This is a genomic window from Streptomonospora nanhaiensis, assembly GCF_026642255.1.
Classification (GTDB): Bacteria; Actinomycetota; Actinomycetes; order Streptosporangiales; family Streptosporangiaceae; genus Nocardiopsis; species Nocardiopsis tropica.
In genome coordinates this window covers 5313683-5327033 of record NZ_CP113264.1, presented here as the reverse complement: position 1 = coordinate 5327033, position 13351 = coordinate 5313683, and the positions used below count along the sequence as shown (strand labels likewise).

13 protein-coding genes are annotated in these 13351 nt (G+C 75.4%); 5 read left to right on the top strand and 8 right to left on the bottom strand.

Annotation, left to right across the window (positions count from 1 at the left end):
• Positions 1 to 71: 71 nt before the first annotated feature.
• Positions 72 to 1349, bottom strand: a complete 1278-nt coding sequence (locus tag OUQ99_RS23070; protein WP_267945884.1) for an NAD(P)/FAD-dependent oxidoreductase — start codon at positions 1347 to 1349, stop codon at positions 72 to 74.
• 285 nt (positions 1350 to 1634) lie between these two features.
• Between OUQ99_RS23070 and OUQ99_RS23065 the strand changes: the two genes are divergently transcribed.
• Both OUQ99_RS23065 and OUQ99_RS23060 read left to right on the top strand, forming a co-directional pair.
• A complete protein-coding gene (locus OUQ99_RS23065) occupies positions 1635 to 3200 on the top strand; it encodes an MFS transporter (protein WP_267945883.1) in 1566 nt (521 codons plus the stop codon).
• A complete protein-coding gene (locus OUQ99_RS23060; protein ID WP_267945882.1) occupies positions 3190 to 3747 on the top strand; it encodes a TetR/AcrR family transcriptional regulator in 558 nt (185 codons plus the stop codon). The genes OUQ99_RS23065 and OUQ99_RS23060 overlap by 11 nt, the downstream gene beginning before the upstream one ends.
• Positions 3748 to 3981: 234 nt before the next feature.
• On the opposite strand, the gene OUQ99_RS23055 is transcribed toward OUQ99_RS23060, so the two are convergent.
• The gene (locus tag OUQ99_RS23055) at positions 3982 to 5040 is read right to left on the bottom strand and encodes a tartrate dehydrogenase (protein WP_267945881.1); all 1059 of its coding nucleotides are present in this window, start codon (positions 5038 to 5040) and stop codon (positions 3982 to 3984) included.
• A gap of 222 nt (positions 5041 to 5262) precedes the next feature.
• On the opposite strand from OUQ99_RS23055, the gene OUQ99_RS23050 reads away from it, so the two are divergent.
• On the top strand, positions 5263 to 6135 hold the full coding sequence (locus OUQ99_RS23050; RefSeq protein WP_267945880.1) for a LysR family transcriptional regulator: 873 nt from the start codon (positions 5263 to 5265) through the stop codon (positions 6133 to 6135).
• 15 nt (positions 6136 to 6150) lie between these two features.
• Here OUQ99_RS23050 and OUQ99_RS23045 read toward each other — a convergent pair whose 3' ends face one another.
• A complete protein-coding gene (locus tag OUQ99_RS23045) occupies positions 6151 to 6576 on the bottom strand; it encodes a PPOX class F420-dependent oxidoreductase (protein WP_267945879.1) in 426 nt (141 codons plus the stop codon).
• Positions 6577 to 6724: 148 nt separating this feature from the next.
• On the opposite strand from OUQ99_RS23045, the gene OUQ99_RS23040 reads away from it, so the two are divergent.
• Positions 6725 to 7234, top strand: a complete 510-nt coding sequence (locus OUQ99_RS23040; protein WP_267945878.1) for a hypothetical protein — start codon at positions 6725 to 6727, stop codon at positions 7232 to 7234.
• A gap of 125 nt (positions 7235 to 7359) precedes the next feature.
• On the opposite strand, the gene OUQ99_RS23035 is transcribed toward OUQ99_RS23040, so the two are convergent.
• The 5 genes from OUQ99_RS23035 to OUQ99_RS23015 all read right to left on the bottom strand — a co-directional run bounded on the left by OUQ99_RS23035 (position 7360) and on the right by OUQ99_RS23015 (position 12601).
• Entirely contained in the window at positions 7360 to 8757 is a 1398-nt protein-coding gene (locus tag OUQ99_RS23035; protein ID WP_267945877.1) for an adenylosuccinate synthetase, read from the bottom strand.
• Positions 8754 to 9749: a hypothetical protein gene (locus tag OUQ99_RS23030; protein WP_267945876.1), complete on the bottom strand. Its 996-nt coding sequence runs from the start codon at positions 9747 to 9749 to the stop codon at positions 8754 to 8756. The genes OUQ99_RS23035 and OUQ99_RS23030 overlap by 4 nt, the downstream gene beginning before the upstream one ends.
• Before the next feature lie 58 nt (positions 9750 to 9807).
• Positions 9808 to 10929 (bottom strand): J domain-containing protein, encoded by a 1122-nt coding sequence (locus OUQ99_RS23025; protein ID WP_267945875.1) that lies wholly within the window; start codon positions 10927 to 10929, stop codon positions 9808 to 9810.
• A gap of 94 nt (positions 10930 to 11023) precedes the next feature.
• Positions 11024 to 11860: an NUDIX hydrolase gene (locus OUQ99_RS23020; RefSeq protein ID WP_267945874.1), complete on the bottom strand. Its 837-nt coding sequence runs from the start codon at positions 11858 to 11860 to the stop codon at positions 11024 to 11026.
• Positions 11861 to 11911: 51 nt separating this feature from the next.
• Entirely contained in the window at positions 11912 to 12601 is a 690-nt protein-coding gene (locus OUQ99_RS23015) for a DUF998 domain-containing protein (RefSeq protein ID WP_267945873.1), read from the bottom strand.
• A gap of 94 nt (positions 12602 to 12695) precedes the next feature.
• On the opposite strand from OUQ99_RS23015, the gene OUQ99_RS23010 reads away from it, so the two are divergent.
• Entirely contained in the window at positions 12696 to 13340 is a 645-nt protein-coding gene (locus tag OUQ99_RS23010) for a TetR/AcrR family transcriptional regulator C-terminal domain-containing protein (protein WP_267945872.1), read from the top strand.
• Positions 13341 to 13351 lie beyond the last annotated feature (11 nt).

Here is a 13351-nt window from a genome sequence, read left to right as displayed (position 1 = left end):
CCGGGACGGGGCGCGGGCCTGGCAGGAGGGGCGGGGCCGGGGCGGTGCTCGCACGCGCCGCGGGCCGGGGGTCAGCGCAGCGGATCGAGGAGGCGCAGCTCCTCGGGGCGCTTCCCGGTGGCGACCTGCTCGGCGAGCAGCCGCCCCGTGACGGGACCGTGGGTGAGCCCCCACATCCCGTGGCCCCCCGCCACGTACACGCCGGGCGTGCGGGTCGCCCCGACCAGGGGCGCGCCGTCCGGGGTGACCGGACGCGGGCCGACCCACTCGTCGGTACGGCCCTCCCAGTCCACCCCGGCCAGGTGGGTGCGGGCCGACCTGACGATCGCCGCGACCCGCCGCTCCTCCATGGCCGCGTCCGGCGGTCGGAACTCCATCGTCCCCGCCACGCGCATCGCGCCCCGGTACGGCGTGCACGCCACCCGTGCCTCGGGGAGGTACACGGGACCGGGGACCGGGACGTCGGTGGGGACGGTGAACGAGTAGCCCCGGCCGGCGCGGACCCCGACCCGGACGCCGTGGGCGCGGACGAGGCGGTCGAACCACGCGCCCGTCGCCACGACCGCGGCGTCGGCGGTCAGCCGCTCCCCGCCGGAGGAACCCCGGGAACCGGCGAGGTCCGCGACGACCCCGCCTCCGTCAGGGCGGACGCCGACGGCCTCCGCGCCGCCCCGGACCTCGCCCCCGCGCTCGCGCACGGACGCGGCCAGGGCCCGGACCAGGGCGCCCGGGTCCACATGGCGCTGCCCCTCCAGGCGCACCGCCGCGGCCACGCGGCCGGAGACCTGGGGGACCGCCTCGCGCGCCTGGTCGCCGGTGAGTACGGAGCGGTCCACGGACAGCCCCGAACGGGCCACGCGGTCGAGCTCGCGCAGCAGTGCGACGGCGGCGCCGGGCGAACGGAACACCGCCGTGACGGGTGCGCGGACCCCGGTCGTCACGACGCCCCCCTCGGCCAGGAGGTCGAAGGCGTCCAGGCACGCGGAGTTCAGGGGAAGGTTGGCGCGGACCGCGCGCTCCCACGCGCCCCACCGGCAGTGCGCGGCGAAGCGGGCGAGGAAGGCCCACAGGCCGGGGTCGGGGGAGAGGGGGACCGACAGCGGCGCGGACGGGTCCAGGAGGGCGCGTGCGCCGTAGCGGAGGACGCCGGGCTCGTTCAGGGGCAGCGCGAGAGCGGGCGAGAGCCATCCGGCGTTGCCCCAGGACGCACCGGAGCCGACGTCGCCGCGGTCGATGACGACGACCCGGGCGCCGTGCTCCTGGAGGAACCAGGCCGTGGACAGCCCGACGACCCCCGCGCCGACGACCAGCACCCTCCGTGCCCTGCCGCCGAGACCCCTGCCCGCCATGTCCGTGCCCTCCGTCCTCCGTGTGCCCGATCCCCAGACTGGTGCCTCGCCCGCACCCGGGTGTTGTCCCCAGAGGACAACACAAGGGGCTTTGAATGTCACGGCGGCACAAGGGTCGAAGCCATGACAGTGGTGCTCCGGTGTCGCCCGGCGCCGTCGCCGGCGGCCCTCCGTGCCGAGGGGCGGGCGCCCGTGGGGCCCGGCCCCGTCCTCTCCGCCACCAAATGTTGAACTATGGTACAAGTAGTACGTTGGTTCAACTACTTCTGAGGGGGCGTGGCGGGCATGGGGAAATCAGAGCGCGCCGGGTGGCGCGAGTGGATCGGTCTCGCGCTGCTGGCGCTGCCGACCATGCTGCTCGGGCTCGACGTGACGGCGCTCTACCTCGTCGTTCCGAGCCTGGCCGCGGACCTGGACCCGACCGCGACGGAGACACTGTGGATCATGGACGCCTACGGCTTCCTCATCGCGGGCTTCCTGATCACGATGGGGACGCTGGGCGACCGGATCGGGCGGCGCCGACTGCTGATGATCGGGGCGGCGGCGTTCGGCGCGACCTCGGTCCTCGCGGCGTTCGCCCCCAGCGCCCTGTGGCTGATCGTGGCGCGGGCACTGCTCGGAGTGGCCGGCGCGACGCTCATGCCCTCGACGCTGTCGCTGGTCAGCACCATGTTCACCGACGTCCGGCAGCGGGCGCTGGCGATCGGCGTGTGGGCGACGATGTTCGCCCTGGGGATGGCGGCGGGCCCGGTCGCGGGCGGGGCGCTGGTCGCCGACCTCTGGTGGGGCGCGGTCTTCCTCGTCGCCGTGCCGGTCGCCGTGCTGGTCCTGGTCGCCGCGCCGGTGCTCCTGCCGGAGTACCGGTCCTCCGCCGGCCCTCTCGACCTGTTGAGCGTCGGGCTGTCCCTCGCGGCGATGCTGCCGATCGTCTACGCGGTCAAGCACGCGGCCGCCCACGGCGTCGATGCCCCGGCGGTGGTCGCGGCCCTCGTCGGCGGTGGCGCCGCGGTCGCGTTCGTCCGTCGCCAGCTGCGCCTGAGCGAGCCGCTGCTGGACATGGGGCTCTTCACCGGCCGGGCCTTCTCCGCGGCCCTGTCCGTCCTGTTGGTCGGCCTGGCCGGCTTCGGCGGAGCGATGTACCTCGTCACCCAGTACCTACAGCTCGTCGCGGGCCTCTCACCGCTGACGGCCGGGCTGTGGATGGGGCCGCCCGCACTGGCCATGCTCGTCGGCGCCGTCGGCGCCCCGCTCGTGGCCGTTCGCGTGTCGCCCGGCGTCGTCATGTCGGCCACCCTGGCGCTGTCGCTGTCCGGATACGCCCTGCTCTCCCTCGCGGGGGCCGACGGCACACCGGGCGTGATCGCCGGATTCGCGTTCGTCTACCTCGGACTCGGGGTCATCGCCGCGCTCGGTACCGACATCGTCGTGGGCGCGGCGCCACCGGAGAAGTCCGGATCGGCGGCCGCGCTCTCCGAGACCGTTCAGGAACTCGGCATCGCGGCGGGGGTCGCGCTCCTGGGAAGCCTGACCACCGTGATCTACCGGAGCCGGGTCGAGGCCCCGGCCGGGCTGTCCCCCTCCGAGGCCGATGCCTACGGTGACAGCCTCCTCGGGGCCTCCTCCCTCGGGGACCAGTTGTCGGCCCCGGCCCTCGACCAGGCACGAGCCGCGTTCACCGGCGGACTCAACACCGCCGCCGTGCTGGCCGGCCTCGCCGTGGCGGCTGCTTCGCTGGTCTGCTTCACGGCGCTGCGCCACCTCCGGCCCCTGGGCGACACCGCCGGTGGGGCCGAGCCGATAGCCTCGTCGGCAGGAACGGCGACCACTGGTGAGCGGGAAGATGGCGGCTGAACGAAAACCTGTCGACGGGCGCAGACTGCGCGGTGAACGCCGCCGGGCCCAGATCATCGAGGCGACGCTCGCGATCGTCCGCCGCGACGGGGCCTCCGGCGTCACCCACCGCACCGTGGCCAAGGAGGCGGGCATCACCACCAGCCTGACCCTCTACTACTTCGCGACCTTGGACGACCTGTTGGTGGCCGCTCTGACCAGCGTCACGGACGAGTACACCCGCCGCATCCGCCGACTCATCGAGTCCGAGGACGACCCGATCGCCGGCCTCGCCCACCTCATCGCCGAATCCGCCGGTCCGGGCCGGGAACGCGCACTCGCCGAACGGGAGCTGTCGACCCTGGCGGCCCGCCGCCCCGCCCTGCGGCCGGTGGCACGGCACTGGCGCGACAACGTCGCGGAGCTCGCCCGGACCCAGACCGACGACCCCGATGCGGTCGAAGCCGTCGTCGCGCTGTCCGACGGCCTGTGCGCGGCCATCCTCCTCGACGACCGCGAGGCCGACCCGGACCACATCCGGAGCGTCCTCGGCAGGGCGCTGGGGTGAACCCGCCCGAGGGCCGTCGACGGCACCGGCGAGTCCCGACCGGCGTCGCGGACGCCCCGCCCCGTGACGGCCGGGGTCCCGTCCCGTGGTCGCGCCCGCGCCCGCCCTCCGCCTCGTGGAGGGCGGGTCCCGGCGACCGGCGGCGCGCATCCGTCCGCACCGGCGCCCCCGCTCCACGGAGGGCCCCGCCACGGGGACCGACCGGCGCGGGCGGGGCCCCGGTTCCGGGCGGGCTCAGGGGAGGCGGCTGAGCACCTCGCCCGTGAACTCGTCCGTGCCCGCGGTCCCGCCCAGGTCGGCCGTGCGCACCGGCGAGGACGCCAGGACGCCCCGGACCGCGTCCATCACCTGCGCGCCCGCCTCGGCGTGGCCCAGGTGGTCGAGCATCATCGACGCCGACCAGATCGCGCCGAGCGGGTTGGCCAGCCCCCGGCCCGCGATGTCGGGGGCCGACCCGTGCACCGGCTCGAACATCGACGGGAACTCGCGCTCCGGGTTGAGGTTCGCGGACGGGGCCACCCCGATACCGCCCGCGACCGCGGCGGCGAGGTCGCTGAGGATGTCCCCGAACAGGTTGGAGCCGACGATCACGTCGAACCGGGCCGGGTCCAGGACGATCTTGGCGGCCAGGGCGTCGATGTGCTCCTGGTCCCACGACACGTCCGGGTGCTCGGCCGCGCGCTCCGCCACCAGCTCGTCCCAGAACGGCATGGTGTGCACGATCCCGTTGGACTTGGTGGCGGAGGTCAGCCGTCCGCCGCGCCGGCCGGCCAGGTCGAAGGCGTACTCCAGCACCCGTTCGACGCCCCTGCGGGTGAACACCGACTCCTGGACGACCGCCTCCTCCGGGGTCCCCTCGAAAATACGCCCGCCGACCTGCGAGTACTCGCCCTCGTTGTTCTCGCGCACGACCACGAGGTCGACCTCTCCGGGGAGCGCCCGGGAGACCGGGCTCGGCACCCCCTCCAGGACGGTGATCGGGCGCAGGTTGACGTACTGCCGGAACCCCCGCCGGATGGGGATGAGCAGTCCCCACAGCGAGACGTGGTCGGGCACCCCGGGCCGGCCCACGGCGCCCAGCAGTACGGAGTCGTGGTGCCTGATCCGGTCGAGGCCGTCCTCGGGCATCATCGAGCCCTCGGCCAGGTAGCGCTCGCAGGACCAGTCGAACTCGTCGTAGGACAGCGAGAGGCCGTGGTGGCGGCCGACCCGGTCCAGGACGGCGCGGGCGGCGGGCAGGACCTCCTTGCCGATCCCGTCGCCGGGGATCGTGGCGATGCGGTAGTGCTTCATGTCGTCTCCCGTGGGTGAGGGCCGGTGTGCCCGGCGGGGGCGCGGGGCACCCGGCGGAGGGGAGCTGCGGGCCCGGGGGCACGCGGGTCCCGCGGCGTGCGCGGGAGCCCGGCGGACGGCGGCTCGTTCCTGCACCGATCCCAGCAGCCGCAGGGGCGCGCGTCCAAGACCGTCTGCCGATACCTTTGATAGGCCAGGCCTATAAGGAGACGGGAGTTCGCTGTGGACGTCCGGCAGTTGGAGTACTTCCTGGCCGTGGTCGACCACGGCGGCGTGAACCGCGCGGCCACCGCCCTCCACCTGGCCCAGCCCTCGCTCTCCCAGGCGCTCCGGTCGCTGGAGCGGGACCTGGGCAGCGACCTCTTCCACCGGATCGGCCGCAGGGTCGTCCTGACCGGGGCCGGGCACGCGCTGGTCGGACCGGCCCGCGAGGCCGTGCGCGGCCTGGACCTGGCCCGCTCCGCCGTCGAGGCGGCCCAGGGGCTGAGGCGCGGCAGGGTGGACGTGGCGACCCTGCCCACCCAGGCGATCCAGCCGCTGACCGGCCTGGTCTCGGGGTTCACGGCGCTGCACCCGGAGATGTCGGTATCGGTCAGGGTGGCCCTGACCGCGCGCGACGCGGTCGACATGGTCCGGACCGGGGCGTGCGAGCTCGGCGTGGTGGCCACGGCGGGACCGCTTCCCGAGGCCGGGGTCCGCGTGCGCCCGCTGGTCCGGCAGGCCTTCGTGCTCCTGGCCCCGCGGGACGGCCCCTTCCGCGAGGGGGAGCCCGTGCCCGCCGAGCGGCTGGCGGGCCGGAGGCTGATCGTGGGCCAGCAGGGGTCGGGCATGCGCCGGTTCGTCGACGACCTGGTCGCCGACGGGCTGGAGGCCCACATCGCCGTGGAGACGGAGGACCGCCTCTCCGTCCTGCCGCTGGTCCTGGCCGGCTCGGGACTGGCCGTGGTGACCGACGCCTGGCGCGACCTCGCCGAGAGGGCGGGCGCGCTGGTCCTGGACCTGGTCCCCACCGGTCACCTGGACGTGGCGCTGATCAGCAGGCGCGGGCCCCTCACCGCGGGGGCGGAGGCCTTCGCCGCCCACGCGGTCGGCTGAGCGGGCCCCCGGCCCTCAGCCGGTCATGTCGAAGGCGGCGAGCACCTTCGTGGGGCGCACGCGCACCACGAGTTCGCCCGGGGTGCCGTTGCGCCGGCCGAACTCCTCCGCCTGGTCGGGCCCCATGTAGCGCCGTGCGATCACCGTCGCGGTCCGGACGAGTTCGCCGGGGTCCTCGGACACGGCGGCCTCGCCCTGGACCTGGACGAAGCCGAACGGCGCCTCCTCCAGGTCCACGACCAGCGTCACCCGCGGGTCGCGGGCGATGGCCCGCCCCTTCGCGGTCTCCCTGCCGGTGTTGAAGACGAGCTCGTCGCCCTCGACGGTGAACCACACCGGCGCCGCCAGGGGGCGGCCGTCGGCGGCGACGTAGGCGAGCTTGCCCGTGCGGGTGCCTTCGAGCAGGAAGTCGCGGACCCGGGGATCGGAGATGGAAGTCACGGCGCAACGCTAACCCGGGTCCGTCCGTGACCGCCGTCGCGACACGTCCCACGCGTGTGCCCGCGCGCTGAGGAAACCACTGATATCTGTACGATCCACGCAGAGAAGGCGTCCGTGGTGGGCGGTCGGGCAGGGGAGAGGGGTCGTCATGAGCGAGGTCGTGCCGGACGGCGGGACGTGGCGGATCGGGGCCCGCGAGGGCGTCGCGCTCTCGGCCCGCTGGTGGAAGTGGGTGTGGTCCGCGCCGGAGGGGTGCGATCCCGTCAGGGACGCCACCGGCCGGCACGCCGCGCTCAACCAGCCGGAGGACCTGTGGTTCCTCGCCGGCACCTACGGGGGCAGGGTCGTGCGCCGGTGCGAGGTGCCCTCGGGGCGCCCCCTGTTCTTCCCGGTGCTCAACCGGCAGCACACCTTCGAGTACTCCCCGGAGCCGGCGGCCATCCCGGTCGCGAGGGCCGAGGCGCACCTCAACGGCGTGCCCCTGCCGCTGGAGGAGTTCCAGGGGGTGTTCCGCAGCCCGCTGTGGGTCCGCAGGCACAGCTGGGGGCTGTGGGGAGCGGTCGCCCCCCTGAGCCCCGGAGGGTACGTGCTGGAGATCCGGGCGGACAGCGGCCGGGGCTTCCGGGTGGACACCACCTACCACCTGACCGTGGTCTGAGGCGCGGCGGCCGGCGCCCCGGACCCCGTGCGGCGCCTACCGCCGGATCCGGTCCCGCCCCGACCGGCGCCGCCGTCCGGGCGGGGTCCGGACGCCGGTCCGCCCCGGCCCCGCGGGGAGGCCGGTCAGACGCCCGACGGGACGAGGGCGTCGGCCCGGGTGGGGCCGGAGAACACCGCCTCCAGCGGAGGGCCCAGCGCCTCGGCGAGCGCCTCCGGTGCGGCGGGGGCGGCGGAGAGGACCGGGTCGGCGGACTCCAGGGCCCGGGTGAGCCGCTCCTGCCGTGCCAGGCGCTCCGCGGCGCGGGTGGCGTCCGCGGGACCCCCGCGGCGCCCGCCGGGCTCCCGGAGGGCGGGGTGGTCAGGCGCGGGCGCGTCGCCGGGGGCGATCTCCAGTGGGGCCCCGTCCGGGCCCGTGTAGGCGGTGCACCAGCGCAGCCGGCCGCCGGCACGGGCGGGGGCGTCGGCGTGCGTGACCACCAGCGAGTCCACCCCGCCGGTGGCCGCGAGCGCGTACCGGTGCGCCACGAGGTCGAGGTGGCCCACCCGGAACGGCCCCTGCCAGGGGTGTGTGCCGTTGTGCCGCTCCACGAGCCGCTCGCCCAGCGCGGGGTCCTCCGCCACCAGCGGTCCGGCGCCGTGCCGGGTGGTGAAGGTGCGCACCACGCCGATCCGGCGGGCGTCACCCGGCCGCCCGGCCTCGGCCAGCAGGGCGAGCGGGTTCGCGGTGGTCGTGGTCGACCAGGTGGTGTAGGGGTGGAACCCGTGCCACTCGTCGAGGAGCACGCCCTGGGCCCCCTCGAACACCACGGGGGAGCGGGCCAGCAGGCCGGGCAGGTACTCCTCGTCCACCAGCCGCACCCGCCGCGCGAACGCCAGGTACGCGGACACGCACTCCTCGACGTCCGGCACCGGACCGGCCTCCCGCGGAGCACCGCCCGAGCGGGCGGCCTCCCTCCGCACCGCGTCGAGGTGGTCGGCCAGGCGGCGCAGCTTGCGGCGCAGCCGCTCGGGGCGGTCGCAGTCGCCGGCGGTCGGCGCGTCCTCCGGGCGGGCCAGGGCGTAGGCCATGGCCTCGCCCACGCCCATCCCGCAGGAGCCGTGGCGGCCGGCGCCGCGCGCCCGCTCCCGCACCCGGTTCGCCTCCTGGTGCCAGGGCGTGCTGACCAGCGCCCGGCGGTCGACCGTGACCAGCGAGAACGGATCGGGGACCCCGAGCTCCGCGAGGTGCCGGGCCTCGGCGGCCAGCGCGAAGGGGTCCACGACCACGAGCCGTGACAGGTGGGTGGGGACCGGCCCGCCCGGGGCGAGGGTTCCCGCCCCGAACTGCGCGAACGTGTGGTGCCGGCCGTCGGGGGCGACGACGTTGTGCGCCGCCTGCGCGCCCCCGTTGGCGCGCACGACGGCGCCGAAGCGCCGCCGCGCGCACAGCAGGTCCACCGTCACGCCCTTGCCCGCGTCGCCGAACCCCAGGTCGACGACGACCGCGTTCCCGTCGGACCACCGCGGAGGAGTGCCCGTCACAGCCGGCCCACCCCGCCCTCGTCGGCCCCCGCGGGGAGGCCGCCCGGGGCCGGTGCGACCACCACCGAGCCGCGCGCGGAGGACAGGGGGCGCAGTGCCTTGCCGACCGCCTCTCCGGCGTCCGACCCGGCCTCGGCCAGGTCCGAGAGCCCCTCCTCCAGGTCGATGGCCTCCTCGGCCAGCCCGACGGTGACCGCGATGGTCTCCGACACCGCTTCGAGGTCGTCCAGGTAGATGACGTTCTGGCCCAGGTGGGTGTCCCAGAACCCCCTGACCTTCGGGTCGCCGTAGTAGTGGCTGCCCGTGGGCATGATGAAGAAGACCTCGAAGCTGCGCCGCAGCTCGGCGAGGATCTGCGGGAACGGGATGTTCTCGGTGACGTCGTCGCCGATCACCTCGCGCACCTCGCGCGCCTTGACCGACCCGTAGGCCATCTCGTCGCCGATGACGAACAGGTAGCCGCGCCGTCCGCGCTTCTCCAGGCAGTCCATCGCGGTGTGCCGCGCCATGAAGTACATGGCCAGCTCGTAGGACTCGGTGGCCTGGCCGCCCCCTCCGCCCTCCAGCAGGATGTTGCCGAGGTCGTCCTCCAGCTCGTTCCCCGACTCGAACTGGCCGACCTGGAGCGGCGCCCGGTCGCAGGTGGCGTCGCCGATCCCGCCGAACAGGATCTGCGGGTCCTCCACGTACCCCTTGCGCAGCAGGAGTCCGAACAGGTCGGGCAGCTTGGTCTGGAGGACGCGGGGCACGGTGCCCATGGAGCCGGTGACGTCGAACAGCACGGAGATGGCGAGCGAGTTGGGGTGCTCGTCGGAGTCGCGGCTCTCCCGGACGCCGACGTCCCGGGGGTCCAGGCTCGGGTGGGTCTTCCACTTGCTGCGGGGGGTGGAGGCGAGCACGTCGTCGGTGTAGCCGAAGCTGCTGGACCCGACGGAGGAGTTGTACGCCTGGCGCGCGTGGTAGGCGTCGGTGGACCAGTTGCTGTTTCCCATGGGTGGGTCTCCTTCTGAGGGGACGGGGGCGGCCGGGAGGGGCCGCGGGGTCGGTGCCCTAGCGGGCGGGGGCGGTGGGTGGGGAGGGTTCCGGCATGTGGAACGGGCGGAACCGGCGCGGGCCGAAGACGCGCTCCAGCACGTCGTCGAGTTCGCAGAGCAGGGCGAACCCGTCGCGGGGCCGCCGCTCGGGCGCCGGCAGGGTGCATCCGCGCGCGAAGGAGCGCAGTTCCCGGGGCAGGCGCCCCCCGGTGACGAACTCGACGCACCGGGTGGCCATGTGGATGTCGGTCTGCGCCAGGGCCGGGCGTCGCGCGGCCACCTCGGGCGGGTAGAAGTCCTCGCGGCCCGGCACCACGGCCGGGACGTGCGGTGCGGTGCGCGAGGCGTGCGAGGTCACCGAGTAGCACCAGTCGACCAGCACCAGCCCGTGCTCGGCGGGGTGGACCAGCACGTGCTCCGGCACGACCGCGCCGTGCACGACCCCTGCCCGCGCCGCGTTGCCGACGGCCACCAGCAGGCGGCGCCACATCCACGCCGCGTCGCGGGGGTCGACCCCGTCGGGGTGGGCCCGGCGCACGTCGGCGAGGGTGTGGAAGCCGTGCAGCCGCCCCAGCACGTTCGCGCGCCGCTCCACCCCGGTCGCGGAGTCGCGGTGCTTGAACGAGTCCACCAGCTCGGGGACGAACGCCCGGTAGTGCTCGTGGCCCTTCTCGCGCATGCGGCGCAGGGCGGTCGCCTCGGCCTCCATCAGGTCGTTGTCGCGGGGGGACCGGGGGAGCTTGAGCACGGCGTCGTGCCACTCCCCGTCGCGGTAGCGGACCGGGTGCAGGTCGGCGACGTCGCCCCGGGCCAGGCGTCCCGCCGCGACGCGGTAGGCGCGCGTCCGGGTGGCGAGGGTGAGGTCGTCGAAGCGCAGGTCCCCGGCGGCCATCTCCCGGTACAGGGCCCACAGCCGTGTGAGCCGGGTGAAGGCCTCCGAGGCCTCCGCGCGACGGCTCCCGGGCGCCGGGTCGGGGTGGACCAGGCGGGCCAGGCGGCGGTACTCGGCGGTGGCGGCCGGGGGGACGGCTCCGCCGCCGACCGGCACGGGGCCGAACAGCGCGGCGGGGTCCTCGGCCATGGAGACCGTGCGCAGGGCCGTGTCGAACGCCGCGGTGTCGTGCTGTTCCGTGCTCATCGGTCCCTCCCTTCCCGTACGTGGCGCGCGGCCCCCGGAGCGGGGACGGTGGGGCGGCGCCGGGGCGGGTCCCGGCGCGGTCGGACCGCCCCGGTCACTGGGTGCTCCTCAGCAGGGGCGGGTGCAGGAGCGCGGCGCCGCCGGCCCGGTACAGGCGGGCACGGCGCCCGCCTCCGGAGCCGCCGTGCTCGGCGAGTTCCCCGGTGTCCTCCACGAACCCGGGGGTGGCGAGGATCTTGCGGTGGAAGTTGGCGGCGTGCAGGGTGCGCCCCCACACCGCCTGGTACACCTCCCGCAGTGCCGTGATGGTGAAGGCGGACGGCAGGAACGCGGTGGCCAGGGCGGTGTACTCCAGCTTGGAGCGGGCGCGTTCGACCGCGTCGGCGAGGATCCGCCCGTGGTCGAACGCGAGGTCGCGGCCGGCCCGGGAGCCCTCGCCGTGCCCGAGCTCGCTCCACGGGACCCAGGCGGCCTCCTCGGTGTCCCTGCCGCTGTGGGGGTCGGGCAGGTCGGGGGCCAGGAGCATGTGGGCGACCGAGAACACGCGCATGCGGGGGTCGCGCCCCCGCGCCCCGTAGGTGCCCAGCTGCTCCAGGTGCAGCTCGGTGGGGAGCCGGGTCTTCTCCGACAGCACGCGCAGGGCGGCGTCGGGCAGGTCGGGGTCGGCGGGGCCGTCCGGCCCGTCCTCCGCGCGGACGAACCCGCCGGGCAGCGCCCACCGGCCGCGCTGCGGGTGGGCGGCGCGCCGTGTGAGCAGTACGTGGGGGGTCCCCGTCCGCCGGGCCCCGGTCTCCCCGGTCCCGGCCTCCGGACGGATCGTGAGGGCGACGACGTCGACGGTGACCGCGGCGGGGGCGAAGGCGTGGGGGTCGTAGCCGGAGAGGAACCTGCTCTCCGGCTCGTCGTGCTGGGGCGTCCTGTCCTCGGTCACGTGCGGGTCCTCGTTATTCTCAACCTGAGTTTTTCTCTGACTGAGATGAACTTAGCACGCAGTCCGACCCCCGTCCACCCCTTTTCCACCTCCCGCGTCCGGGGCCGGGTCCTTCCGGGCGGTCGAGCGCAGGAGCAGCCATGCCGCGGCCGCGAACCAGGTCAGTCCGACCGTCAGGACGACCCGCTGTCCCAGGCCGTGGAAGCCGTGCTCGGCGGAAGCCATGAAGGCCGCGAAGAGCGGCGGGACGAGGGCGCCCGCGGCGCAGCAGTACGCCACCCACGCCCGCCGTCCCGGCTCTGCGGCCAGGCGCCACGCCATCGCCAGGGGCGCCGCGGTGAGGGCGGCGTGGAAGGGCAGCACGTTGACCGCGTGGACCGTCCCGGCCGGGGTGGTCGCGCCCGCCGTCCCGACCCCCACGGGGTCGGTCGGGAACACGCCGGCGACGACCAGGCACGCCCCGGCCAGGGCGGTCAGGGCCGGCAGCGCGAACGAGCTCCGGCCGGTGGGCGCCGCCCTGCGCACGCCGACGGAGAAGGTCAGCAGGAGGAGGCCGGTGGCGATGAAGTTGGCCGTCTGTATCCAGCCCCTCTCCCCGAGGGCGAGTTCGCTGCCGAACCGGTGGAGCGGCTCGTAGTCCGGGCGGTACGCCCCCTCGGCGAGGAGCACCGGGACGAACAGGGGGGCGGCGGCGCCGCAGGCGAGGAGTGCGCGGGTGAAGCGGTCGGCGGGGGGTGCCATGCCTGTCTCCTTAGCGTTGGTAAGTCCTTATCACCGCTAAGCTACCTTAGCGGTGATAAGCTCCCTGTTCCGGAGACACGGGACAGAGGGCGGTGTGAGGGTGGACCGGCGGACGATCGTCGAGGCGGCACTGGGACTGCTCGACGACGAGGGGCTGGACCGGTTGACCGTCCGGCGGCTGGCCGAGCGCCTGGGCGTGAAGTCGCCGGCGCTCTACTGGCACTTCCGCGACAAGCGGGAGCTCCTCGACAGGATGGCCGAGCACCTGCGCCCGCCCCAGAGCCCCCCGGGCCCCGGGGAGGACTGGCGTTCCTGGTCGCTGCGCCGGGCCCGGGAACACCGGGCCGCGCTGTCGTCCCACCGCGACGCGGCCCGGGTCGTGGCGGGCAGCCGCGCGGGGGCGGCCACCCTCGCCGCCTTCGACGCCGAACTCGCCGTCCTGGTCGGCTTCGGCTTCGGTCCCGTGCGCGCCGTTCGCGCCGCGGTCCTCGTCGACCACTACGTGGTGGGCTCGGTCCTCCAGCAGCAGGCCGACGCGCAGCGCCACGCCGACGCGGGGGAGACGCCTCCCGAGGACCTTCCCGAGGAGGCGCGGGCCGCGCTGACCGGAGCGACGCCCACCCTGGCCGCGGCGCTCGCCGGAGGAGGGGACCCCGGTGGGGACGAAGCCTTCGAGGACGGCCTGCTCATGATCGTCGACGGCATCGCGGCCGGCCTCGAACGGGACCGGACCGCCTGATCCGCAGGGGG